The organism is Sphingomonas sp. (genome assembly GCF_036388435.1).
Taxonomy (GTDB): Bacteria; Pseudomonadota; Alphaproteobacteria; order Sphingomonadales; family Sphingomonadaceae; genus Sphingomonas.
Map to the genome: position 1 here is coordinate 130,524 of NZ_DASVRV010000025.1, position 22,863 is coordinate 153,386.

Sequence of the window (22,863 nt, forward strand, 5' to 3'; positions counted from 1 at the left end):
ATGTTCGATGGCGTCAGCGGGTCACCAGCGTAGCGAGCGCGCCCGCATGCACGTCGAGCGCTGCGCCCGCCAGATCAGGCAGCTCGATCACCTGCGCATCGCGCATCAGCGCCGCCGCCTGACGCGACGGTTCCGCCAGGTGACCGGGTGGATTGAGGATCGTCACCGGCTGCGTCACCAGCGCGAGTCGGGCGGGCAGGTCGTGCGCGAACAGCGCCTCATGCGCCCACCAGCCGTTCGGCCACCCCTTCAACTCGTCGACGAAATTCTCGAATCCACGCCGAAGCGACAACCCCGCCGGGCGTCCGCGAACCAGGAAATCCCACCGTTCCTCGAACTGGTCGAGCGTCTCGCCCAGCGCATGCCGCGCGGTCAGCCGCGTGCGCCAATGGTCGAAATCCAGCGCCTGGAAATGGGGAACACCCATGAAGGTCAACCGGCCCACCCGCTCCGGCACCAGGATCGCGATTTCCGCCGCGATCGACACGCCGGTGTGATAGCCGAACAGGTCGCATCGCGGGGGGAGCACCTCTGCGATCGCGGCGGCATGATCGGCGATGGTGACCGGTGCCGGCGGCGTATCCGATTCGCCGTAACCCGGCGTATCGAGCGCGATGGCGTGGCGGCGACCGTTCAGCGCGGTCAGCAGCGCGCTAAAGCTGCGCGACGAATAGGCGGTCGCGTGCAGACAGACGAGGGGCACCTGCCCGTCCGGCTGGTTTTCGCGTAGGTGCACCTGACCATATCGGCCATCGACATAGCGGCGGCGGATCATGCCAAGCTCGCCGTCATGGTCACCGCCCCCGTCGCGTCGCGCACCCACAGGTCGCTCCCGCCACGCGCCAAGGTCGCGGGCGTTCCGGGGTGAAGCGGCGCGCGCGCGCGAAAGGCGAAACGCGTCGGCACGATCCCGTCTCGCAGCGCATGGTCGACCAGCAGCATCGCCTGTAACGGGCCGTGGACGACCAGATCGGGGTAGAGTTCGGCACCCCGCGCATAATCGCGGTCATAGTGGATGCGGTGCGCGTTGAAGGTCAGGGCGGAGAAGCGAAACAGCATCGTCGGATCGGGTATCAGCTGGCGCGTGCTCTCGGCTGCGCCAACCGCCACCGGCTTGGCCGGCCCGGGCGGCGCGATGGGCAGATAGACCAGATCCTGTTCCTCCTCGACCGCGGTCACGCCGTCCGCGGTGATCGCGTGGTGCAGCGTCACGAAGGTCAGGCCGTTTGCCTTGGTGTCGATCGCGGTGATCGCCGTGCGTCGCTTCAGCCGCGTGCCGATGCCGATCGGCGCGAGGAAGCGCAGCCGCCCGCCCGCCCACATGCGCCGTGGCTGTGCGATCGGCGGCAGGAAGTCGCCACGCGCGGGATGGCCGTCCGGGCCGAGTGCCGACTGCGGCGCATCGGGAAGGGTGAACAGCCAATGGCCGAGCGGGGGCAGTGCGTCGGCGGGCCAATGCGCGCCGTCATGGTCGAACAGCGCCGCGAGCCGCTCCACCGGTGCGGCCACGACATCGTCATACGCCTCGATCGATCGGCCGATCCACTCGCCCCAAGGCCCCGGCGAGGATGCCTCAGCCATGCAGCGAACCGGCGTCGAGAAAGTCGGCGATCACCCGCCACATCCGATGCCGCGCATTCTGCAAATGACCGTAATCGCCGCCATCGGGGACGATCACCAACGCCTTGTCATTGGTCGCCAACCGCTCAAAAAATTCGGCACGGCCCGATCCGCCCTGCATGTAGTTCTGCATGCCCGCGGCAAAGCCGTAGAGCATCAGCGTCGGCACGGTGATGCGATCGGCCACCGCGGCAATGCTGCCTTCCTCGTTCTCGACGCGGATGCCGTTGGGCGAGCGCGGCTCATGGGCTTCGGCCTGGGTGGCCAGCGCCTCGTGCGCCGCCGCCTCCATGAAATCGCGTTCCAGCCGGTCGCGGAAATAGGCCGCGGTATTCGCCCACCACTCGTCTTTCTCGGGGAAGGGCACGATATTGCCCCCACCGATCGCCGGATCGAGCAACACCAGCCGGCCGATCCGGTCCCCGCGCGTCTCGGCATAGCGCCCGACGATGCGGCCGCCCCACGACCAGCCGAGCAGGTGCGGCCGGACGAAGCCCTGCGCGATCACCCAGTCGATCACCGCCGCGGTATCCTCGATCGCTTGGGTCGTCTGGACGCCGTGCGGGTGGCCCCGCAGCTCGCTGTCGCGGTAGCCGCGGATCGAGAAGGTCACCGCACCGTAACCGCGCGCGACCAGCGCCTCCATGAACGAGTAATCCGTCCGCCCGTCGAAGCCGAAATCATAGCCCAGCTGCCCGGACAGATTGGCACCCTGCACCAGGATGACGACGTGCGCGGGCTTGGTCTCCAGCCCCTTGGTGCGGACCGATAGCCGGCCGGCGGGGCCGTCGATGAACAGGTCGGTGGCGGTGGTCATGATGGCTCCTTCAGGGAATGACGACCTGCCGCACCGCGTGACCGGATGCGAGCGTGTCGAACAGGGCGTTGATGTCGCTGAGCGGCGAAACCGAGGTCAGCAGCCGCTCGACCGGCAGTCGCCCGGCACGCCACAAGCCGATATAGCGGGGCACGTCGCGCGACGGGATGCTGCTGCCGAGATAGCTGCCGATGATCGTCTTGCCGTCGCCGACCAGGCTGACCGCGGGGATCGAGAAGCGCTCGGCCGGATTGGGCAGCCCGACCGTCACCACCCGTCCGCCGCGCCGCGCCAGCGCATAGGCGCGTTCGAGCACGACGGCCTTGCCGACCGTCTCGACAACCAGGTCGGGCGCGGCGATGCCATCCTCCCCGCCCGGTGCGAAGACCGCCGTCGCGCCCAGTTCCAGCGCCAGCGCACGTTTCTCCGCCACGGGATCGATCGCCACGATCGGGTTGCCGCCGCCGGCCACCGCACCGAGCAATGCCGCCAGGCCGACACCGCCCAGGCCGTAGATCGCGACGCTCTCGCCCGGCCGAAGCGCCGCGCTGTTCAGCACCGCCCCCACCCCGGTCAGCACCGCGCAGCCGAACAAGGCCGCGATCTCCGACGGGATGTCGGCGTCGATCTTCACCGCCGACCGGCGATCGACCACCGCATGGCTGGCAAAGGCGGAGACGCCCAGGTGATGGTGCACATCCTTGTCGCCGTCATGCAGGCGCATGCCCCCGCGCAGCAACTCGCCGCGGCCGTTCGCCGCCGCGCCGTTCGCGCACATATACCCTTCCCCCGACACGCAAGGCACGCATTCGCCGCACGCCGGCAGGAACGCCAGCACGACGCGGTCGCCGACCGCGAACTGCCGATCGTCCGGATCGCCCAGCGCGATAACCGTCGCCGCCGCTTCATGGCCCAGCGCCATCGGCATCGGCCGCGGCCGGTCGCCGTTGATGACCGACAGGTCCGAATGGCACAGGCCGGCAGCATCGATGCGCACCAGCAGCTCGCCGGGACGCGGCGGATCGAGATCGAGCTCCGCCAGGCGCAGCGGCTGCGCCGCGGCATAGGGTCCGGTCTGGCCGACGGCGTTCAGCGTTGCGGCAGTGATCTTCATCAGTCCTCCCGGTTTCGACGGTGCGCGCGCGCACGACCCCGCGCCACGCGGGATTGCGCATACCGCGTTGCGCATCCGGCAAGCTTGCCATTGCCCCCCGACCCAAACATCATGGGGCTTGTGGATGCCGATCAGGAACTCAAATCGCTCAAACGCGGCCTCAAGGCGATGATGCTCATCAACGCGCAAGGATCGCTTGCCATTTCCGAACTCAGCCGTGGCCTGGGGTTGCCGCGGACCACCGCTGAACGGGTATTGATGACGCTGCTGGCCGAAGGCTTCGTCGATCGCGATCCCCAGACCAAGCGCTTTCATCTGACCGATCGCGTCCGCGCGCTGTCGGGGGGCTATTCGGACGAAAGCTGGATCGCGCATGTCGCCGCACCGATGCTGTTCGAAACGACGCGCGAGATCGGCTGGCCGCTCATCATCGCGACGCCCGCGGGCGAATATATGCGCACCCGCCTGACGACCGATCCGGCGACCTCGCTCAGCCTGCACCGGCGGCATATCGGGTCGGAGATCGCGATGGCCGTGTCGTCCAGCGGGATCGTCCACCTCGCCTTCCTCGATCCCGAACAACGCGCGATCCTGCTGCGTATCCTGCGCGAATCGGACGATCCGGCGCAGGAACCGGCGCGCGACGGGCATCGGCTCGACTATGCCATCGCCCGGGCGCGCGAACAGGGCTACAGCTTCGGGCTGGACCTGGGACGTGAACGCAGCGTCAGCGTGCCGGTCATGGAACAAGGCCGGATCAAGGCGGTGTTGCTCATGGTGTTCATGGCGCGCGGCCTGACCCACGAACAGGCCGTCGAGCGCTTCGTGCCGCGCCTGACGCGAATGGCCGCGGATATCGAACGGCTGGCGTTTCAGGATCACCCGCCGCCCGTGCTGTGACCGCCGTGCCATGCCGCCCGTGCCGCGGCGGTGCATGCTCCGACGCCGCCGAATGGTCCGCCTCAGCGCGCCCATCGCCGCTCGAAATCCCAGACCTCCTGAAAACCGATCAACCCGCAAAACTCCTTGAAGTCGAACAGTCCGGCGGGATCGCCCTCGCCGCGATCCTTCAGGCCGCGCAGCGCCGCCTCCATCGCAGCGGCGGCGACCAGGCTCGTCAACGCCGGGAAGATCGCCATCGCATAGCCGATGTCCCGAAGCTCGGCGACGCTGCGCATCGGGGTGAGGCCGCCGTTCGACATATTGGCCATCATCGGGCGGTCGAGCGTGTCGCACGCGCGGCGCATCTCGTCCTCGCTCTCCAGCGCCTCGACGAACAGGATGTCGGCACCCGCATCGGCATAGGCACGCGCCCGCGCGAGCGCGCCGTCCAGCCCCTCGCCGGCCCGTGCATCGGTGCGCGCGATCACCAGGAAATCATCGTCCCGCCGCGCATCGACCGCAACGCGGATCTTGTCGGCCATGTCGCCCGTCGGAATCAGCCGTTTGAACGGCGTATGCCCGCACTTCTTGGGAAAATCCTGATCCTCCAACTGGATCGCGGTGATCCCCGCCTCCTCATAGCCGCGCACGGTGTGATGGACGTTGAGCAGCCCGCCATAGCCGGTGTCGGCGTCGGCGATCACCGCGGCGTCGCTGGTCCGCACCAGCGTCGCCATCCGATCCAGCATCTGCGTATAGGTCGCGATCCCCGCGTCGGGCAGGCCGAGCGCCGAAGAGGTCAGCCAATAGCCCGATCCATAGACGATATCGAACCCGACCTTGTTGGCGATCGCCGCGGCGATCATGTCCTGCAGGCCCGGCGCGGCGACGAACTGCCCCGCCGACAGACGCTCGCGCAGGATGGGATTGGCCATTATCCGTTGCTCCAGAGCCAGGGCTGGGAGTCACGCTGGCGGGTTTCGAAACCGGCGATGTCGTCGCCGTGACGGCCGAGGATCGTCTTCACCTCGTCCCACCCGTTGATCAGCGCCTCGCGCGCCCAATCGTCGATGGCGAAGGGCTGCGACGTGGTCCCGGTCGCGATCGTCTTCGCGCCGAGATCGATCGTGATCGGCTGCCGTGCCTCCGCGGCGCGCAGAAACGGCGCGGTGTCGGCCAGCACCAAGGGCAGCATGCCGTTCTTCACGCAATTGCCGGCGAAGATCTCGCCGAAACTCGGCGCGACGATCGCGCGAAATCCCAGGTCGGCGAGCGCCCAGGGGGCATGTTCACGGCTCGATCCGCAGCCGAAATTCGCCCCGGCGATCAGGATCTCGGCCCCCGCATAGTCAGGCCGGTTGAGCACGAAATCATCCTGCTGCCGCCGCTCGTAAAAGGCGTACCGGCCCAGCCCCTTCTTCTCCGTGATCAGCAGGAAGCGCGCGGGCACGATGATATCCGTGTCGACATTATCCTCGGGCAACGGTGCCGCGATCGCGGTCAGCGTCGTGAAGGCGCGCATCAGATCGCACCCGCTGCGGTAAGCCGGGCAATCTCGTCGTCGCTCATGCCGAGCAGATCGCCGTAGACGCTGGCGTTATCCTGACCGACGCTGGCCGGTGCCAGGCTGCGGATCGCGGACGGCGTGTCGGACAATTTGGGGAAGGCGTTCTGCATGGCGAACCGGCCCCAGCGCGGACTGTCGACCGCGACCAGCGCGTCGCGCGCGGCGAATTGCGGGTCCTCCAGCATGTCCTTGGCGCCATAGATACGGCCCGCGGGCACCGAATGCGCGACCATCAGCGCTTCCACCGCATCGACCGTCAGCGTGCCCGTCCAGCCGGCGATCAGCGCGTCGAGTTCCCCCTGATGGCGTCCGCGGGCCAGGTGCGTCGCATAGCGTTCGTCCTGCGCCAGTTCGGGGCGCCCCATCGCCTTGCACAGCCGTGCGAACACCGCATCCTGATTCGCGCCGATCAGATATTCGCCATCGCTGCAGGGATAGACGTTCGACGGGGCAACGCCTTCCAGCACCGATCCGGTGCGCTGTCGGACATGCCCCGAGACCATATACTCCGGCACCAGGCTTTCCATCACCTGCAACACCGCTTCGTACAGCGCGCTATCGACCACCTGGCCGCGGCCCGTGCGTTCCCGCGCGTGCAGCGCCGCCAGCGCGCCCATGCAGCCATAGGTCGCCGCCAGGCTGTCCCCGATCGACACGCCCATGCGCGACGGCGGTCGGTCGGCATCGCCGACGATCGCGCGCCACCCGCCCATCGCCTCGCCGATCCCGCCAAAGCCCGCACGGCTGGCATAGGGGCCGGTCTGCCCATAGCCCGACACGCGCACGATGATGAGGCGCGGATTGATCGCGTGCAACGCGTCGGGACCGAGGCCCCATTTCTCCATCGTGCCGGGCCTGAAATTCTCGATCAGGATATCGGCCTGAGCGACCAGCCGGCGGACGATCGCCTGGCCCTCGGGAACGCGAAGGTTGGCGGACACCGAACGCTTGTTCCGCGCGACCACCTCCCACCACAGCTTGGCGTCGCCATGTCCCCAGTGGCGCATCGGGTCGCCCGTCCCTGGCGGCTCGACCTTGATGATCTCGGCGCCCATGTCGCCCAGCAACTGCCCGCAGAATGGCCCGGCGATCAGCTGGCCAAGTTCGATAACGCGGATGTCCCTCAGGGCACCCGTATTCGGCGCAGCGCGGCTAGCGGTCATTGATCCCTCATTGGAAAAGACCCTGCACGACCGACCGCGCCGGGCGGAGTGCGCCCCATCTGCTCACCCAGCCAGCGCGCGGCGACGATGGTGCGATCGAGATTCCAGCCGCTCGCCACGCCCGATCGCTCGAGCAGGTACAGCAGATCCTCGGTCGCGATGTTGCCGCTGGCGTTCGGCGCGAACGGACAGCCACCGATGCCGCCGATGGACGCGTCGAATGTCGCCGCGCCCGCCTGCACCGCGGCCCAGGCATCGGCAATGCCTGGGCCGCGGGTGTCATGCAGATGGACCCGCATCGGCAGGGGCGCGGTGTTGAATATGCCGGGTTCGTTCTGCAGACCGTCGCGCGGCGCCACCTCGACGATCTCGATCACGGTCATGCGCGCGTCAGCGTCCGCACGTCGGTGATCCGCCCCGTCACCGCCGCCGCCGCCGCCATCGCCGGGCTCATCAGATGCGTACGCGCGCCGATGCCCTGCCGCCCTTCGAAATTGCGGTTGCTGGTCGAGGCGCAACGCTCCCCCGGCCGCAGGCGGTCGTCGTTCATCGCTACGCACAACGAACATCCCGGATCGCGCCATTCGAAGCCGGCGCGTTCGAAGATGTCGCGCAGCCCTTCCGCTTCCGCCTGGCGCTTCACCAGCCCGGAACCCGGCACCACCATCGCCCGCACACCGGCCGCTACCTGCCGCCCGGCCGCGACCGCGGCGGCGGCGCGCAAATCCTCGATCCGCCCGTTGGTGCACGATCCGACGAAGACGTGGTCGATGCCCAAGCCGGCAAGTCGCTGGCCGGCGGTCAGCCCCATATAGGCCAGCGCCTTGGCATCGGCGCCGTGCGGCACCGCATCGGCCACGCCAGCCACCTGGTCGGGGCTGGTTCCCCAGCTGACCTGCGGGCCGATCGCCGCGGCATCGATCGCCACCTCGCGGTCGAACACCACATCGTCGTCGCTGCGCAACGTCCGCCAATAGGCGAGCGCGCGCGGCCAATCCCCACCCTGCGGGGCGCGGGGCCGGCCGGCGACCCAAGCGAACGTCGTCCCGTCCGGCGCGACCAGGCCGGTGCGCGATCCGGCCTCGATGCTCATGTTACACAGCGTCATGCGCGCCTCCATCGACATCGCACGCACGGACGAACCGGCATATTCGATCGCATGGCCCACCGCGCCGCCCGCGCCGATCCGGCCGATCAGCGCCAGCGCCAGGTCCTTGGCCGACACGCCATCCTGCAGCGCCCCGTCGATGGTCACGCGCATGCGCGCGGCGCGCTTCTGGCGCAGCGTCTGTGTCGCCAATACGCACTCCGCCTCGCTCGACCCGATGCCGAACGCCAAGGCGCCGAACGCGCCGTGGGTGGCGGTGTGACTGTCGCCGCACACCAGCGTGACGCCGGGCAGCGTGAAGCCCTGCTCGGGTCCGATCACATGAACGATCCCCTGCCGCACGTCGGTCAGCGGCAGATAATCGATCCCCGCTTCCGAACAATTGGCTTCCAGCAACGACACCTGCGCGCGCGCCTGGTGGTCGGCGATAGCAAGGCCGCGGCTGTGCGTCGGCACCGCGTGATCGGCCACCGCCAGATGCGGGGCGGTCCGTCGCGGCGCACGGCCGGCATCGCGCAGGCCGGCGAACGCCTGCGGGCTCGACACCTCGTGCAGCAGCATCCGGTCGATATAGAGCAGGTCGACGCCGCCGGGTTCGGATACGACGACATGCGCCGACCACAGCTTGTCATAGAGCGTGGGCATGGCGCATCTCTTCCGCGCGCCTGCTGCGCGCGCAATCCCACGACCCCACACACCCGCCATGCGGGCGAGCATGCGCATGCCGTTCCACCGATGCCGCGCCGGGGTTAGCGTCACTGGCGATCAGGAGACCCGCATGACATTCGCGACGCTGCGCTATGAAAAGATCGACCGGCTCGCGATCGCGACCTTCGCGACACCGGAAAACCTGAACGGCATCACCGAAGCGCGACTCGACGAGCTCGAAGCGGTGCTGACCGATTGCGAAACCGACCCCGCGCTCGGCGCGCTGATCCTGACCGGCGAAGGTCGCGCCTTCTGCGTCGGGCTCGATCTCGACCTGCTCGATCGCGCGTTCGCCGACCTCGATTATTTCGACCGTGTCGTCGCCCGTCTCGCCGCGATCATCGCGCGGCTCGAGGCGCTGGAGATTCCGACCATCGTCGCCAATAACGGCTTCACCCGCGCGGGCGGCTTCGAACTGTCGCTGGGCTGCGATTTCATGATCGTCGCCGACGAGGCTAAGGTCGGCGATGTGCACACCGACGCGGGCGTGCTGCCGGCGGCGGTGACGCTGCGCCTGCGCCGCCGGGTCGGCGATCAGCGCGCCAAGGAGATCCTATGGACCGCGCGGTGGTACAAGGGGCCCGAAGCGGTCGCGGCCGGGCTGGCGCTCAAGTCGGTGCCGCTCGCCACGCTGCGCGACGAGGCGATCGCCTTCGCGCGCACGATGACCGACAAGCCGCGCGCCACGCTGGCCGCGCTCAAGCGCACGCTGCGTGAGGGCGACGGGCTGTCGATCCCCGACGGTGCGGCGCTCGAACTGGCGGCGTTCAGTCATTACAACCGCACCCAGCCCTATGGCCGCGAAGGCTATACCGCGTTTCGCGAAAACCGCGTGCCGAGCTGGAAGGCGGCATGAACATGGTCCGGCCTGCGTTCTGGCTGATGCTGTTCGTCCTGTTCGCCTGCCTCGCCGATCCCGCACGGGCTCAGGCCGATCCGTTGGCAGGCGCGGCCAAGGTGGTGCTCGATCAGGATCGCTGCGACGCGCTGGCCGGCGGCCGGTTCCAGAAACTCGAAGGCGCGGCGACCTGGGTGACCAAGGCGGGCTATATCGCCGCGACGCCGCAGCGTCAGGCCTATTGCGCGGTCACCGCCTATGTGAATCCCGTCAACGTGTTCGGGATGTACCTGCCGGTCGACAACTGGAACGGCCGCTACCTGGTGCGCGGTTGCGGGGGCAGCTGCGGCAATGCCGCGGTCGAGCTTGCCTGCGGGGTGCATCTGCGCGACGGCTATGCCTGCCTCATCACCGACATGGGGCACAGCTCGACCACGATCGACAATAATTGGATCGACAACAACCTGCAGGGACAGGTCGATTTCGGCTATCGCGCCACGCATGTGACGACGGTGGCGGGCAAGGCGATCGCCACCGCCTTCTACGCCAGGCCGCCCGCCAAAAGCTATTTCCTCGGCTGTTCGACCGGTGGTCGCCAGGGCATTATCGAGGCGCAGCGCTTTCCCGAGGATTTCGACGGGATCGTCGCCATCGCGCCGGCCAGCATGGGGCCATATGGGCTGAAGCGCGCCGCCACGGTGACCGACGTCGACGCGTTCAACACCCATCCCAACGGATCGCCGATCCTGCCCGCGCGCAAGGCGGTGCTGATCCACGCCGCGGTGGTGCGCGCCTGCGACGGCAAGGACGGCATCCGCGACGGCATCATCAACGATCCGCGCAGCTGCGGCTGGCGGCCGGAGGCGATCGCGTGCAAGCCCGGCGCCGGCCTCCGCGACTGCCTGACCCCGGCGCAGGTCGCGGTGGTCCATAAGCTCTACGACCGGCGCGGTGCGATGAAGGGGTCGGAACTGGGCTGGATCGGGTCATTCATCCGTTCCGCGCCGCTGCCGGGTCAAGGCTGGCAGCCATTGTTCGACCTCGGCGTCGGCCGCGGCGATCCGGCGACGATCGAAAGCCTGATCAACCCCAACAACCCCGATCTGCGACCCTTCCGCGATCATGGCGGCAAGTTGATCCTGGTCCAGGGGCTGACCGACTATTCGGTCATGCCGCCGCCGACCATCGACTATCACGAGACGATGACGCGCACGATGGGCGGGGCGGCGGAAACCGGACGGTTCGCGCGGCTGTTCCTGATCCCCGGAATGGACCACTGCGCCGGCGGCGAGGGTGCGTCGGCGATCGATTACATGGGCGCGATCACCGCCTGGGTTGAAGGCGGGCGGCCGACAGAGGCCTTGCGCGGCGTCCACACCGTGCCGGGAGCGCCGCTCGATTATTTCGGCGTCGGCCTGCCGCACCTCGACGCCAAATACATCGCCTTTCGCCGCGATCACCACGCCTATCCGGGGCCGAGCCGCGCGGTCGGCAAGGATGCGATCGCGGCGCGCGACGACCGTCCGCTCGCCACCCGGCTGGCGGGTGCGGTGCGGACCGCGCAGGCCTTCGCCACGGGCGCGGGCTATCCGCGCGCCAGCATCCTGGCGATGACGCAGCGGGCCATGTGGCAGCTATTCTATACCAGCGGTGCCGACGGCGCGTCGCAGGCCGCGGCGCTCGCCACGCTCGCCGCGACCGATCTCGATCCGATCGCCCGCGCGGCGGTGGCTCAACTCCAGGCGGAACAGGCGCTCAACTGATGGCCGGCTATATCGACATCGTCTGCAACATCTTCACGCCCGAGGCCGTCACCAATGGCTGGACCGGGCTGGACGACAATTTCAAGGCACAGGTGCGCATGCCGCCCGAGATGTGGGACGGCCTGCCGATCGACGACTACCTGCGCAAGATGGACCGCGCCGGGATCGAACGCTCGCTGCTGATCGCGGTGCGCGCGGGCGACCTGAACGTGAAGCATTCATGGGAAATCCCGTACGAGGCGATCGCGAAAATCTGTCGCGCGCATCCGGACCGGTTCTCGGGGCTGGCCGGCATCGACCAGACGCGCGGGATGCAGGGACTGCGCGACCTGACGCAGGCGGTCGAGGAATATGGCTTTGTCGGCGCGCACTGGTATCCGCACTGGTTCGGCAGCCCGCCCGACTGCGCGCAAATCTATCCCTATTACGCAAAATGCTGCGAGCTCGACATTCCGATCATGATGCAGGTCGGGCAGAATCTCGTCTACTCCAAGGAGCGTCGCCTGCCCTCCGTGGCGCGGCCGATCCTGCTCGATCAGGTCGCGATCGACTTCCCCGATCTGCCGATCATCGGCATCCACATCGGTGTGCCGTGGACCGACGAGATGATCGCGATGTGCTGGAAACACGCCAACATCTACACCGCCGGCGATGCCTATGCGCCCAAGCACTGGCCGAAGCAATTCGTCCGCTACGCCGACAGCTATGGCAGCCACAAGGTGCTGTTCGGCACCGATTTCCCGGTGATCGACCCCGAACGCGCGGTGGCTGAGGTGGCCGAGCTGGGCCTGCGCCCCGCCAGTCACGCCAGGATGATGCGCGACAACGCGCTGGCGGTGTTCACGAAGCTGCCGCGATGACGGTGCCGGACACGTTCCGGTCGATGACCCTGGGCGACGCGATCCGCGCCGCCGCCGGCCGCGATCCCCGCAAGACAGCGATCAGATACGGCGAGGTCGAGCTCAGTTTCGGCGATTATGCGCGGCGCGTCGGCAAGCTGCGCGACGCTGTGGTCGGGCTTGGCGTACGCAAGGGCGACGTCGTCGCGATCGTTTCGCGCAACCGGCCGGAATTCATGGAAGTCGTCGCCGGGGCGCCCGATGCCGGGGCCGCGGTGGCGACGGTCAACCCGCGGCTGGCCGCGGCCGAAGCGCGTCAGGCGATCGAGGATTGCGGCGCGACGATCATCTTCGTCGACCCGGAAGCGCGGATATTGGTCGAGGCAACGGGGATTGCGGATCTGAGGATCGTCGAATTCAGCGTCGACTACGAAGCACTGCTGACGAATGCCCCCACCCCGGAGAAACTGCCGCAGATCGACGAATGGGACGCCTGGACCATTCCCTACACCTCGGGCACCACCGGCAAGCCCAAGGGCGTGGTCCTGTCGCACCGTTCGCGCATGCTGGTCGGGCTGATCTGCGCGGCCGAGTTCGGGTGCTTCGGTCCTGACGATCGGTTCCTGGCGATGACGCCGATGAACCACGGCGGCGGCCTGGGCTTTCCGACCGGTATCATCGCGGTGGGCGGATCGATCGAAATCCTCGACCGGTTCGATCCCGAAACCGTTCTCGAACGGCTGAAGTTCGGGGGCATCACCGGGCTGTTCATGGTGCCGACCCACTTCCAGATGATCTTCGCGCTGCCGCCCGAAACGCTCTCGAAATACGAACGCCCGCCGATCCGCTCGATCCTCGCCAACGCGGCGCCGCTGCCGCAGGCGATGAAAGAGCGCATCATCCCCTATTTCGGCGAGACCGTCCTCCACGAACTCTACGCCGCGACCGAAACCGGGCTGGTCTGCAACCTTCGCCCGAAGGACCAGCTGCGCAAGGTCAGCTGCGTCGGCACCACTTTCCCCCATGTCGAGGCGGAAGTTCGCCGCGACGACGGCAGCATCTGCGACGCGGACGAGGTCGGCGAACTCTGGAGCCGCAGCCCGGTCCTGTTCAACGGATACTGGAACCGGCCCGAGGAAACCGCGAAAGCCGTCAAGGACGGCTGGGTATCGGTCGGCGACATGGCGCGCCGCGATGCCGAAGGATTCCTGTACATCGTCGACCGGCTGAAGGACATGGTCATCTCCGGCGGGGTGAATATCTACCCGCGCGAGGTCGAGGAAGTGCTGTTCACACATCCCGACATCGCCGACGTCGCGGTGATCGGCGTACCCGACGACACCTGGGGCGAGCGGCTGAAGGCATTCGTCGTGCCCCGCCGCGATGGCTTCACCGCCGACATGCTGGCCGCCCACTGCGCCGGCCGCATCGCGACCTACAAGGTCCCCAAGGACGTCGCGCTGGTCGATGCACTGCCGCGCAACGCCAACGGCAAGGTGCTGAAGACGGAGCTCAGGACGTGGTGACCGCCCAGCCTGCACCACGATCATCGGCTTACGCCTGGTACGTGGTGGCGGTGCTGATCGTCGCCTACACCCTGTCCTACGTCGATCGCTCCATCCTGACGCTGATGGTCGGGCCGATCCGCGCCAGTCTGAACATCAGCGACGTGCAACTGAGCCTGCTGCACGGCCTGGCGTTCGCGATCTTCTACACGATCATGGGCATCCCGATCGGCCGGCTGGTCGATCAGCGGCGGCGCACCACCATCGTCGCGATCGGGGTCGCGCTGTGGAGCCTGGCGACCGCCGCCTGCGGTCTGGCGGGCAGTTTCGCGGCGATGTTCGCGGCGCGCATCTGCGTGGGCATCGGCGAAGCGGCCTTGTCGCCCGCCGCCTATTCGATGCTGGCCGATCAGTTCGAGGGCAAGAAACTGGTCCGCGCGCTCAGTTTCTATCAAAGCGCGATCTATCTCGGCCCCGCCATCGCCACGCTGGCCGGCGGCGTCATGCTGGGCCATCTGTCGCCGCTCGACACCGCGATCGGCCATTTCGAACCATGGCAATTGGTCTTCGTCCTGGTCGGCCTGCCCGGACTGGCGGTGACGGTGCTGATCGCGACCTTGCGCGAACCCGCGCGCCGCGGCGTCACCGCCGGCACTCCCGCCCCTTCGTTCCGCGCGGTGCTGGCGCAGGTCGCCCGCCATCGCGGCGCCTACGGGCTGCTGATCCTCGGCCTCTGCTGCCAAAGCATCATGTGGAACGGCTCGGCCGCCTGGATCCCCACCCATTTCATGCGCGCCTATGGCTGGAGCCCCGGCGCGGTCGCCTGGTCCTATGGTCCGGTCATCGCGGTCGCGGGAACCAGCGGCGGGCTGTTCGGTGGCTGGCTGGCCGGGTGGATGCGCGACCGCGGCTGGCGCGATGCCAATGTCCGGATCGGCCTCGTCGCGGCGCTGAGCGCCCTGCCTTTCATCGTCGCCGCGCCGTTGATGCCCAGTGGCGAGCTGTCGCTGGCGCTCGTCGCGGGATTCCTGTTCTGCGGGGCGATGCCCTATGGCGGTGCCGCCGCTGCCTTGCAGGAGATCACCCCCAATCGCATGCGCGGTCAGGTGTCGGCGATCTACCTGTTCTGGATCAACATCACGGGGATCGGCATCGGCTCGACCGTCGTCGCGCTGGTGACGCAGCATCTGTTCGGCGGCGATCTGGGTGTCAGCGCCGCGATCGCCACCGTCGCCGGGCTCGGCGCAACGCTGTCGGCCGTCGCGCTGCTCCTATGCCTTGCCCCCTATCGTCGCGCGATCGACGGCGTCGGTGCCGATCTCGGCGGCACGTCGGCGGTGCCCGCCTGACGTTCCACGCAGCAGCAGCGCGCCGCCCAACGTCGTCGGCACCGTCAGCAGAGCCAAGGCCGTGCCCACCCTCAGCGGAGCGCCCAACGCGCCGTCCAGCAGCAAGCCGATCGCGGGCGGCCCGAGGCTCAGGCCGCAGAGATTGCCGATGAGCAGGTAGAGCGCGATCATCCGCCCCCGCAGCCGCGCCGGCGTCACCGCGACGAAGCTGGCGGTTGCGACCCCGAAACACAGCGACAGCGCGAAATAGGTGGCGCCGACGCCGACCTGCGCGATCAGCGGTGCGGCCGCGAGCGGTGCGATCAGCGCGGCGGGAACCAGCAGCGACGCGCCGATCGTCATCACCCGGAAGCTGGCGTCGCGACGCGTGCGCGTGGTCAGCCAGGCCGTCGACAGCCCGCTCGCCAGCGTACCGGCGAGCGCGCAGATCAGGACGATACCACCGATCCGCAGGCCGACCTCGGCCGGCGTCCAACCGAACCCGCGCACGAAGAGCGACGGCAGCCAGGCGGCAAGGCCGTTCGAGTAGACATACAGCAGCGCGGTGCCGCACAGCATGCCGCCGAACAGCCGCGGATGATCGCGCAGACAGGCGATCAGACCGGCGCCGGTCGCCTGCACCGCAGCGGCGTCGGACCGCCGCGGTTCGGGCAGGAACGCGATCAACGCGGCCAGGGGAAGTCCGGCGAGTCCGGCCAGGATCAGCACCACCTGCCATGCCGCCCGTCCATCCAGCCAGCCGCCGATCAGCGGCAACGACGCGGCATGGCCCGCCAGCGCGATCAACGACCCGCCCAGCATCAACGCCGCGCCCGCGCCGACCGAGATGCCGGCCGTGAACACCGCCAGCGGCAGCGCACGACGATGGGCCGGGAAGGCGTCGGCCAACAGCGATACCGCCGCCGGCACCAGCGCCGCCTCGCCGACGCCCACCCCCATTCGCGCGATCGCAAGGCCGGTGAAGCTGTCGGCCAACCCTCCGGCCATCGTCGCGGTCGTCCAAAGCAACAGCCCGGCCGCGATCAGCCGCATCCGCACCACATGGTCGGCCAGCCAGCCGAACGGCATGCCGAATACCGCGTAGAACACGCCGAACGCGGGACCCAGCAACAGCCCGATCTGTGCGTTGCCGACGGCGAAGCTGTTGCGGATGTCGCCGACCAGCAGGCTCAGGATCTGCCGATCGACGAACGACAGGGCATAGGCGAGCAGCAGGACGAGGACGATCAGCCAGCCGGTCGTCGGCGATACGGGCTGGGAAGCGTCGGCCTGGGTCATTCCGTCATCCTCGGGATCGCTCGGTCCGCAAATCACGCACGTCCAGGCCCATCGGACAAGAGCGTTGCGGAAAGCGCATGACAAACCGACTTTTCATGCATCTCCGTTCCACAGGCGTAACCTTGTGATAGCCTGTGCATCCAAGACGTTGCGAACCACACGCGCCAACGTCCCCTTTTGTAACGGGAGACAGCATGTGAAGGCGGATCAGGAACTTCGGTCACTGAAGCGCGGATTGACCGTGTTGTCGCTGCTCAACAAGATCGACGCCATCTCGATTACCGAACTGGCACGTCATCTCGAGCTGCCCCGCACCACGGCCGAGCGAATCCTGCTGACGCTGGTGGCGGAGGGCTATGTCCAGCGTGTGCCCGCCGACAAACGCTATCGCCTGAGCGCCAAGGTGTGCTCGCTGGCGGACGGATTTTCGGACGATTGCTGGATCGTGGAAATCGCGACACCGATGCTGTTCCGCGTCACCCGCCGCATCGGGTGGCCGCTGGCGATCGCCACGCCCCATGACGATCACATGGTGCTGCGCTCGACCACCGATCCCGCCACGTCGCTCTGGCTGGCGCGGCGACGGATCGGCGCGCAGACCCCGATGCTCAACTCGTCAAGCGGCCTGGTCGCCTACGCCTTCGGCGAGGAGGCGAGCGTCGAGGCCCGTCGTCAGCGCCTCATGCGCTCCGACGATCCGCATAATCGCGGCCGGGCGACCGATGCGGCCGCGCTCGACCTGCTGCTCCAGCCGGTTCACGACAACGGGTTCGCGTTTCAGCCGCCGCCCAACAACAATCCCGAACAGAGCATCGCCTTTCCCATCTTCATCGACGGCACCTATGTCGCCAGTCTGCTGATGATCTACATGACCCGCGCGATGACCAGCGCGACGGTGATCGCCGAATATGCGCCGCAGCTCGCCAACCTGGCAGCCCAGATCGGTGCCGCAGCCAGCGCGCGCGAGGCGATGGCGGAGGCGGACCTGGCGTTTCCGGCCAAATGGGGTGCACAGGCGCAGGCGCATGGCGCGATCGGCTGACCCGCGGATCAGGTACGGGCGAACAGGCTGCCCGCACCGCGTACCGGATCGGCGATGCCCAGCGACGCCAGTGCGCGCCACAACAACGCCTGCGATCCGCTGACCACCGGCCGCCGTGTCACCGCCTCGATCGCGGCGATGGCGTCGAGCGTCTGGATCGCAGTGCAGGGAATCCACAGTGCATCAACCTCGGGCGAATTCTCCAGAGCGGCCACGGCGACGGCGACGATCGCCGCCGGCGGCAGGTTGCCGACCGTCGCGATGCCGACCGGCGTCGCCACCACCGCCGCGATGGTGAAGCCGCAGCTGCGCGCATAATCGGCGACCCAGCGGTTGGTCTCGGGCGAATAGGGCGTGAGGATCGCGATGCGCGCCGCGCCGACCGCGCGCAACGCCCGGACCGACGCATCGGCCAGGCTGATCGCCGGAACGCCCGCCGCCTCGCTCAACGCGGCGACCAGCGCGGCTTCGCCTTCGCGCCCGTCGGACAGGCTGCCGACGGTACAGGCATAAGCGACGACGCCGACGCCGGCGGTGGCAAGATCACGCGCGACCGCCGGCGCCGCCGCGGCCATCGCCGCATAGCCTTCGCGACTGGGCGCGGGCATGCGCAGCCGGCCGACCGGGAACAGCACGCCCGGCGGCAGCCAGCGCGGCCATTCATGTTCCAGCATCACCCCGGGTGCCGGCTGGATGATGCCGATCCGGCCCCGCGCGCCCGGCCGGTGGCAGCACTCGCTCTCGTCGGTCATGGCGGTCAATGCACCGTCGGGGCGAGCGGGACCTCGCCGAGCAGTGCGATCGCACGCGACGTGACGGTCAGCTGTGCCGGCTCCCCGACCTGGCGGATCAATCCCTCCTGTTCCAGCAGGTCGACGACCGCCGCGGCATCGCTCTGCCGCCAGCCGTTCAGCCGCGCCAGTCGCGCAGTGTCGAGCGGGCCGCGCCGCACCAGCGTGGTCAGCACCTGCAGCCCCAGCACGAGGGAGTCGGTCTTGTCGGTCTTTTCGCTCATGACGTGCGCACCACTGGCTGTCGGGTCGTGGCGATCGTGCTCGCACGGCGGCGTGCCGCGATCATCCGCCGGCCGCGGGCCGACTAATATGCGGTTAGCGGCGGCATGGCGACGCCAGCACGGCGGAACGGCGCTATCCCCCCGCCCCTAGGCCATCATCTCGGATCGGACCCATCCATGTTTCACCTCGCCTGGTTCACCAATCCCCGCGCGCATGGCTGGACCGCCAACGGTGCCGATCGCTGGGCGGGCAACGACATCTATCCCGAACGCTGGCAGACGCTGTCGTTCCTGAAAGACATGGTCCGCCAGCTGGAAGGTGCCGGGTTCGACTTCATCATGATCGAGGATCACGTCGTCCTCACCAACGACAAACAGAATCTGGAACCGCGGATCGATCCGATGATCGTGATGCCGGTGCTCGCCGAAGCGACGCGGCGGCTGGGCATCATCGGCACCTTCTCGTCCAGCTTCTATCCCCCGTTCCTGCTCGCGCGGCAGATCAATTCGCTCGATCTCGTCTCGGGCGGGCGCTGCGGGTGGAACGTCGTCACCTCGTCCGAGGATTGGGCGGCGCAGGCGTTCGGCCGCGACAAGCAGCCGCCGCACGACGAACGCTATGCGATCGCCGACGAGATGCTCGACCTGGTCAAGCAATTGTGGGACGCATGGGAGCCCGACCCGTTCGAGATGAGCGCCGAGACCGGTCGCTACGTCGATCCCACCAAGTTCCGCGAATTCACCTTCGAGGGCAAATATCACCGCTCGATCGGCCCGCTGAACGTCACCCGCTCGCCGCAGGACCGCCCCGTCATCTGCCAGGCCGGATCGTCGCCGGCGGGCCGCGATTTCGCAGCCAAGCATAGCGAAGTCATCCTGTGCTCGACCTTTGGCCGCGACAGCGTGCCCGCGCTCAAGGAATTCCGCGACGACATCCGCACGCGCATGGTTTCTCACGGCCGCGATCCGGACGACGCCAAAGTGATGTTCCTGATCTCGCCGGTGATCGGCGATACCCAGGAGGCGGCGCAGGCGCGTTACGAGGAGATCGTCGGCATGACGCCCACGATCCTCGCGCAGCGGCTCGGCCGGCTGACGCTGCACACCGGCATCGACTGGACGCAGTTCGATCTCGACGCGCCCTTCCCCGACATCGACCCCGCCGACATCCAGGGTTTCCAGGGCTTTGTGGCGTCGATCAAGGCCAAGGCCAAGGGCGGCAAGTCCTTGCGCGAGGCGCTGTGCGAGCAGGAGACGACGTCGCTCAAGCTGATCGGCACCCCCGAACAGGTCGCCGACAAGATGGAAGCCGCGATGGCGGAGATCGGCGGCGACGGCTTCCTGATGCACGCCCGGCCGCTGACCCGGCGATACCTGGCCGAGGTACTCGACGGTCTGGTGCCGATCCTGCAACGCCGCGGGCTGGTGCGCCGCGACTATGGCGCCAGCACGCTTCGCGGCCACCTCGCCGAATTCTGACGGGCTATTCGCCGAGCATGCCCTTGACGAGGATGTCGAGGGCGCTCGGCGCCGCACCCAGCAGCGAAAGCGCACTATGCGCCTGCCCGCGGTGATGCGTCTGGTGGTTGAACACATGCATCAGCATGGCCGCGCGTGAGCCGCGATAGGTCAGGCCGCGCCATGGTTCCAACGTGGAGGAAAAGGCGAAGCCACTCTCGAGCCAGGCTTCGTCGACAGATTCCACTCGCACGATCAGCGCGGCGTCCGTGGCTTCGCGCGCCACGGTCAATCGCGCCAGATCGCCGACATCGGGCATCGGCGGCAGGTCGGCGAGCGCGCCGCCGTCCAGCAGGTGCAGCCACGCACGATCCACCTTCAGGATGTGCTCCAGCGTGGCGAACAGACTGGCGAAATAGACGCCGACGTCGCGTACCGAAGCCTCGGGCGGCAGCGCGGCCGCGTCGCGGTACAGCCGCCGGTTCGCCCATCGATTATAGTCCGCCAGCTCCAGGAAATGCCGCTGCATCGCCGATCCCGTCATGCGCCGGGGCGCGGCGGCGGCACCAGCGTGACGATCAGCACCGCGGCCAGCGCGAACAGCCCCGCGCCCGCATAAAGCGCGACGCCGTAATCATCGCCCGTTCCCACCATCCGCCCCGCGATCAACGGCCCGATCCCGCTGCCTATACCGTACAGCGTGTACAGCAGTCCGTAGATCTTGCCGTAATCGCGCCGCCCGAAGAAGCCCGCGCAGAAATAGGCGGCGATGTCGTGTTCCGCCCCCCCGGCAAGGCCGACCAGCACGATCGCGAGCGCGCACAGCCACAGATTGTCGCCCGAATGGAGCAGCAGGATACAGGCGAAGGCGGGGAGACCCAGCATCGCGGCGGCCACATTGGGGGCACGCAGCCGATCGAGCAGATAGCCGCTGACCAGCCGCCCGGCGGTCACCGCGATGCCGATCAGCCCGGCCAGCCAAGCCGCGGTCGAGGCGGAAATTCCGCGCCCGGTCAGCAACGGGACAGCGTGGACGATCACCGACGCGATCGCCAGCGCGGCGACGAAGAACGCGATCGACATCTGCCAGAAGCAACGCGTGCGCAGCGCGTCGGCGAAACGGTGGCTCCCCGCCAGCGTGTCGGGCGGTGCGTCCGCCGCCTCGCCCACCGCCGGCGGGTCGCGAAAGAACAGAAAGGTCAGCGGCAGTCCCAGCACCAGCGGCAGCGCCGCCAGACCCAGATAGGCCGCCTGCCACCCACCGCGCGCCACCAGCGCGTTGACATAGGCCGGCAACAGCGCGCCGATCAGCCCGGTGCCGACCAGCGACAGCCCGAGCGCCAGCCCGCGTCCGGCGACGAACCAGCCGGTGATCGCGCGACTCCACGTCATCGTCATCGTCCCCGCGCCGAGGATCGCGAGCATCGCATAGCCGGCGTAGAAGACCGGCAACGACGGCGGCATCGCGGCGAAGGCGGCGAAGCTGACGACCAGCAGCGCCTGCGACCACAACACCACCCGGCGCCCGCCATAACGGTCCGCCAGCGCGCCGGCGACGACGCCCGCGACCAGCCCGCCGATCGTCAGGAACAGCGGCGCGGCGGTGATCTCCGTCCGACTCCAGCCGAAGGCCGCCTGCAAGGGCGCGATCAACGCGCCGAAGCTGTAAAAGGCGATCGGCACCGCCCCCACGCCCGCGCCGAAGGCGGAGGCTACCACCACCGGCCACGCGCGCCGGAATTCGGCGGCGCGGGCTTCGCTCATACGCCGCGCACCAGCAACGCGTCCAGTTCGGCCATGTCGGCATCGCTTGCCCGCCAGTCCGCCGCGCCCGCATTGGCGGTCGCCTGCCCGGGCCTGGTGGCGCCGGCGATCACGCACGATACGATCGGTTGGTGGAGCAGCGCGCCGATCGCGATGTCCACCATCGTCCGGCCGCGCGCATCGGCAAAGGCGGACAGCCGCTCGATCACGTTATAAGTGCGCGCGTCGATCGGCTTGCCCGCCATCCGCGTACCCTCCGGCGCGGGGCGGTCGCGGCGATATTTGCCGGTCAGCCATCCGTTGGCGAGCGGAAAATAGGGGAGCAATCCTACCCCGAACCGTTCGCAGGCGGGGATGCGTTCGGCCTCGGCCTCGCGCGCCAGCAGGCTGTAATGGTCCTGCGCCGCCACGAAGCGCTCGCGGCCCGCGGTCCGCGCGATCCAGTCGGCATCGGCGATCCGCCACGGCGTGAAATGCGAATGGCCGAGATAGCGGACCTTGCCCTCGCGGACGAGTTCGTCGAGCGCGGCGATGCTTTCCTCGATGGGCGTGCGCGGGTCGGGCCAGTGCATCTGGTACAGATCGATATGATCGGTATCCAGCCGCGTCAGGCTCGCCTCGCACGCCTGGCGGATGTAGCGGCGCGATCCCCAGGCGATGTCGGTCCGCGCCTCCATCCCGGCCCCCCATTTGGTGGCGATGACGACCTGATGGCGGCGATTCTTCAGGACCTGGCCCAGAAAGGTCTCGGACCCGCCATTGCCGTACAGATCGGCGGTATCGAAGAAGGTGATGCCCGCATCGAACGCGGCATCGATGACCGCGCGGCTCGCGGCCAGATCCATCAGGCCGTAAGCGGCATTCGCGCCCGCGATGTCCGTCTGCGCACCACCGAAATTGTTGCAGCCCAGGCCGACGACCGAAACGGTCAGGCCCGATCGGCCAAGCTGGCGGTATTGCATCGCGGGTCCGGCCTTTCAGGGCGTCATGGTCACGACGGATAGCCTATGGCGCGCGCAGCGGCCATGCCGCC

23 protein-coding genes are annotated in these 22,863 nt (G+C 68.4%); 8 read left to right on the top strand and 15 right to left on the bottom strand.

From position 1 onward, the window contains the following. Positions 1-13: 13 nt before the first annotated feature. The 4 genes from VF592_RS06340 to VF592_RS06355 are packed head-to-tail and all read right to left on the bottom strand — an operon-like array spanning position 14 to position 3,551. The gene (locus tag VF592_RS06340; RefSeq protein ID WP_331004768.1) at positions 14-775 is read right to left on the bottom strand and encodes an alpha/beta fold hydrolase; all 762 of its coding nucleotides are present in this window, start codon (positions 773-775) and stop codon (positions 14-16) included. Then, positions 772-1,581 (bottom strand): FAS1-like dehydratase domain-containing protein, encoded by an 810-nt coding sequence (locus VF592_RS06345; protein WP_331004769.1) that lies wholly within the window; start codon positions 1,579-1,581, stop codon positions 772-774. The genes VF592_RS06340 and VF592_RS06345 overlap by 4 nt, the downstream gene beginning before the upstream one ends. Then, positions 1,574-2,437, bottom strand: a complete 864-nt coding sequence (locus VF592_RS06350) for an alpha/beta hydrolase (protein ID WP_331004770.1) — start codon at positions 2,435-2,437, stop codon at positions 1,574-1,576. The genes VF592_RS06345 and VF592_RS06350 overlap by 8 nt, the downstream gene beginning before the upstream one ends. Before the next feature lie 10 nt (positions 2,438-2,447). Next, the gene (locus VF592_RS06355) at positions 2,448-3,551 is read right to left on the bottom strand and encodes an alcohol dehydrogenase catalytic domain-containing protein (protein ID WP_331004771.1); all 1,104 of its coding nucleotides are present in this window, start codon (positions 3,549-3,551) and stop codon (positions 2,448-2,450) included. Between the two features lie 111 nt (positions 3,552-3,662). Here VF592_RS06355 and VF592_RS06360 point away from each other — a divergent pair, with 111 nt between their 5' ends. Continuing rightward, entirely contained in the window at positions 3,663-4,451 is a 789-nt protein-coding gene (locus VF592_RS06360) for a helix-turn-helix domain-containing protein (protein ID WP_331004772.1), read from the top strand. Positions 4,452-4,513: 62 nt separating this feature from the next. On the opposite strand, the gene VF592_RS06365 is transcribed toward VF592_RS06360, so the two are convergent. The 5 genes from VF592_RS06365 to leuC are packed head-to-tail and all read right to left on the bottom strand — an operon-like array spanning position 4,514 to position 8,916. Beyond that, on the bottom strand, positions 4,514-5,368 hold the full coding sequence (locus VF592_RS06365) for an isocitrate lyase/PEP mutase family protein (protein ID WP_331004773.1): 855 nt from the start codon (positions 5,366-5,368) through the stop codon (positions 4,514-4,516). Continuing rightward, positions 5,368-5,955 carry a 3-isopropylmalate dehydratase small subunit gene (gene leuD, locus VF592_RS06370; RefSeq protein WP_331004774.1) on the bottom strand — a complete coding sequence of 196 codons (588 nt, stop codon included), beginning with the start codon at positions 5,953-5,955 and terminating at the stop codon, positions 5,368-5,370. The genes VF592_RS06365 and leuD overlap by 1 nt, the downstream gene beginning before the upstream one ends. Further along, positions 5,955-7,163: a CoA transferase gene (locus VF592_RS06375; RefSeq protein ID WP_331004775.1), complete on the bottom strand. Its 1,209-nt coding sequence runs from the start codon at positions 7,161-7,163 to the stop codon at positions 5,955-5,957. Before VF592_RS06375 ends, leuD begins: the two co-directional genes overlap by 1 nt. Further along, a complete protein-coding gene (locus VF592_RS06380) occupies positions 7,160-7,546 on the bottom strand; it encodes a hypothetical protein (protein WP_331004776.1) in 387 nt (128 codons plus the stop codon). The genes VF592_RS06375 and VF592_RS06380 overlap by 4 nt, the downstream gene beginning before the upstream one ends. Further along, the gene (gene leuC / locus VF592_RS06385) at positions 7,543-8,916 is read right to left on the bottom strand and encodes a 3-isopropylmalate dehydratase large subunit (protein ID WP_331004777.1); all 1,374 of its coding nucleotides are present in this window, start codon (positions 8,914-8,916) and stop codon (positions 7,543-7,545) included. The genes VF592_RS06380 and leuC overlap by 4 nt, the downstream gene beginning before the upstream one ends. 133 nt (positions 8,917-9,049) lie before the next feature. Here leuC and VF592_RS06390 point away from each other — a divergent pair, with 133 nt between their 5' ends. Genes VF592_RS06390 through VF592_RS06410 form a run of 5 tightly spaced genes read left to right on the top strand, consistent with a single transcriptional unit; the run spans position 9,050 to position 15,273 of the window. Further along, positions 9,050-9,835, top strand: coding sequence for an enoyl-CoA hydratase/isomerase family protein (locus VF592_RS06390; protein ID WP_331004778.1), 786 nt, complete (start codon positions 9,050-9,052; stop codon positions 9,833-9,835). 2 nt (positions 9,836-9,837) lie between these two features. Then, entirely contained in the window at positions 9,838-11,580 is a 1,743-nt protein-coding gene (locus VF592_RS06395; RefSeq protein ID WP_331004779.1) for a tannase/feruloyl esterase family alpha/beta hydrolase, read from the top strand. Further along, positions 11,580-12,440: an amidohydrolase family protein gene (locus tag VF592_RS06400; RefSeq protein ID WP_331004780.1), complete on the top strand. Its 861-nt coding sequence runs from the start codon at positions 11,580-11,582 to the stop codon at positions 12,438-12,440. The genes VF592_RS06395 and VF592_RS06400 overlap by 1 nt, the downstream gene beginning before the upstream one ends. Then, on the top strand, positions 12,437-13,945 hold the full coding sequence (locus tag VF592_RS06405) for a class I adenylate-forming enzyme family protein (protein WP_331004781.1): 1,509 nt from the start codon (positions 12,437-12,439) through the stop codon (positions 13,943-13,945). The genes VF592_RS06400 and VF592_RS06405 overlap by 4 nt, the downstream gene beginning before the upstream one ends. Next, positions 13,942-15,273, top strand: a complete 1,332-nt coding sequence (locus VF592_RS06410; protein WP_331004782.1) for an MFS transporter — start codon at positions 13,942-13,944, stop codon at positions 15,271-15,273. The genes VF592_RS06405 and VF592_RS06410 overlap by 4 nt, the downstream gene beginning before the upstream one ends. Here VF592_RS06410 and VF592_RS06415 read toward each other — a convergent pair. Further along, complete coding sequence (locus VF592_RS06415) at positions 15,196-16,551, bottom strand: MFS transporter (RefSeq protein WP_331004783.1); 1,356 nt, start codon at positions 16,549-16,551, stop codon at positions 15,196-15,198. The two genes, VF592_RS06410 and VF592_RS06415, sit on opposite strands and share 78 nt — an antisense overlap. A 196-nt stretch (positions 16,552-16,747) precedes the next feature. Here VF592_RS06415 and VF592_RS06420 point away from each other — a divergent pair, with 196 nt between their 5' ends. Continuing rightward, positions 16,748-17,593 (top strand): helix-turn-helix domain-containing protein, encoded by an 846-nt coding sequence (locus tag VF592_RS06420; RefSeq protein WP_331004784.1) that lies wholly within the window; start codon positions 16,748-16,750, stop codon positions 17,591-17,593. Between the two features lie 8 nt (positions 17,594-17,601). Here the strand turns inward: VF592_RS06420 and VF592_RS06425 are convergent, their stop codons facing one another. Together VF592_RS06425 and VF592_RS06430 are read right to left on the bottom strand one after the other, a co-directional pair. Further along, positions 17,602-18,345, bottom strand: coding sequence for a hypothetical protein (locus VF592_RS06425; protein ID WP_331004785.1), 744 nt, complete (start codon positions 18,343-18,345; stop codon positions 17,602-17,604). A gap of 5 nt (positions 18,346-18,350) precedes the next feature. Next, positions 18,351-18,608 (bottom strand): hypothetical protein, encoded by a 258-nt coding sequence (locus VF592_RS06430; RefSeq protein ID WP_331004786.1) that lies wholly within the window; start codon positions 18,606-18,608, stop codon positions 18,351-18,353. 177 nt (positions 18,609-18,785) lie between these two features. Between VF592_RS06430 and VF592_RS06435 the strand changes: the two genes are divergently transcribed. Continuing rightward, the gene (locus tag VF592_RS06435; RefSeq protein ID WP_331004787.1) at positions 18,786-20,087 is read left to right on the top strand and encodes an NtaA/DmoA family FMN-dependent monooxygenase; all 1,302 of its coding nucleotides are present in this window, start codon (positions 18,786-18,788) and stop codon (positions 20,085-20,087) included. 4 nt (positions 20,088-20,091) lie between these two features. On the opposite strand, the gene VF592_RS06440 is transcribed toward VF592_RS06435, so the two are convergent. The 3 genes from VF592_RS06440 to VF592_RS06450 are packed head-to-tail and all read right to left on the bottom strand — an operon-like array spanning position 20,092 to position 22,792. Then, on the bottom strand, positions 20,092-20,595 hold the full coding sequence (locus tag VF592_RS06440) for a DinB family protein (protein WP_331004788.1): 504 nt from the start codon (positions 20,593-20,595) through the stop codon (positions 20,092-20,094). Between the two features lie 11 nt (positions 20,596-20,606). Continuing rightward, on the bottom strand, positions 20,607-21,830 hold the full coding sequence (locus VF592_RS06445) for an MFS transporter (RefSeq protein WP_331004789.1): 1,224 nt from the start codon (positions 21,828-21,830) through the stop codon (positions 20,607-20,609). After that, entirely contained in the window at positions 21,827-22,792 is a 966-nt protein-coding gene (locus VF592_RS06450; RefSeq protein ID WP_331004790.1) for an aldo/keto reductase, read from the bottom strand. Before VF592_RS06450 ends, VF592_RS06445 begins: the two co-directional genes overlap by 4 nt. Positions 22,793-22,863 lie beyond the last annotated feature (71 nt).

Coding starts and splice junctions, on each gene's coding strand:
- VF592_RS06435 (WP_331004787.1), top strand. CDS start 18,786: ATGTTTCACCTCGCCTGGTTCACCAATCCCCGCGCGCATGGCTGGACC.
- VF592_RS06390 (WP_331004778.1), top strand. CDS start 9,050: ATGACATTCGCGACGCTGCGCTATGAAAAGATCGACCGGCTCGCGATC.
- leuD (WP_331004774.1), bottom strand. CDS start 5,955: ATGCGCGCCTTCACGACGCTGACCGCGATCGCGGCACCGTTGCCCGAG.
- VF592_RS06395 (WP_331004779.1), top strand. CDS start 9,838: ATGGTCCGGCCTGCGTTCTGGCTGATGCTGTTCGTCCTGTTCGCCTGC.
- VF592_RS06400 (WP_331004780.1), top strand. CDS start 11,580: ATGGCCGGCTATATCGACATCGTCTGCAACATCTTCACGCCCGAGGCC.
- VF592_RS06365 (WP_331004773.1), bottom strand. CDS start 5,368: ATGGCCAATCCCATCCTGCGCGAGCGTCTGTCGGCGGGGCAGTTCGTC.
- VF592_RS06360 (WP_331004772.1), top strand. CDS start 3,663: ATGGGGCTTGTGGATGCCGATCAGGAACTCAAATCGCTCAAACGCGGC.
- VF592_RS06380 (WP_331004776.1), bottom strand. CDS start 7,546: ATGACCGTGATCGAGATCGTCGAGGTGGCGCCGCGCGACGGTCTGCAG.
- VF592_RS06345 (WP_331004769.1), bottom strand. CDS start 1,581: ATGGCTGAGGCATCCTCGCCGGGGCCTTGGGGCGAGTGGATCGGCCGA.
- VF592_RS06340 (WP_331004768.1), bottom strand. CDS start 775: ATGATCCGCCGCCGCTATGTCGATGGCCGATATGGTCAGGTGCACCTA.
- VF592_RS06355 (WP_331004771.1), bottom strand. CDS start 3,551: ATGAAGATCACTGCCGCAACGCTGAACGCCGTCGGCCAGACCGGACCC.
- VF592_RS06430 (WP_331004786.1), bottom strand. CDS start 18,608: ATGAGCGAAAAGACCGACAAGACCGACTCCCTCGTGCTGGGGCTGCAG.
- VF592_RS06375 (WP_331004775.1), bottom strand. CDS start 7,163: ATGACCGCTAGCCGCGCTGCGCCGAATACGGGTGCCCTGAGGGACATC.
- VF592_RS06445 (WP_331004789.1), bottom strand. CDS start 21,830: ATGAGCGAAGCCCGCGCCGCCGAATTCCGGCGCGCGTGGCCGGTGGTG.
- VF592_RS06425 (WP_331004785.1), bottom strand. CDS start 18,345: ATGACCGACGAGAGCGAGTGCTGCCACCGGCCGGGCGCGCGGGGCCGG.
- VF592_RS06450 (WP_331004790.1), bottom strand. CDS start 22,792: ATGCAATACCGCCAGCTTGGCCGATCGGGCCTGACCGTTTCGGTCGTC.
- leuC (WP_331004777.1), bottom strand. CDS start 8,916: ATGCCCACGCTCTATGACAAGCTGTGGTCGGCGCATGTCGTCGTATCC.
- VF592_RS06440 (WP_331004788.1), bottom strand. CDS start 20,595: ATGCAGCGGCATTTCCTGGAGCTGGCGGACTATAATCGATGGGCGAAC.
- VF592_RS06350 (WP_331004770.1), bottom strand. CDS start 2,437: ATGACCACCGCCACCGACCTGTTCATCGACGGCCCCGCCGGCCGGCTA.
- VF592_RS06415 (WP_331004783.1), bottom strand. CDS start 16,551: ATGACCCAGGCCGACGCTTCCCAGCCCGTATCGCCGACGACCGGCTGG.
- VF592_RS06405 (WP_331004781.1), top strand. CDS start 12,437: ATGACGGTGCCGGACACGTTCCGGTCGATGACCCTGGGCGACGCGATC.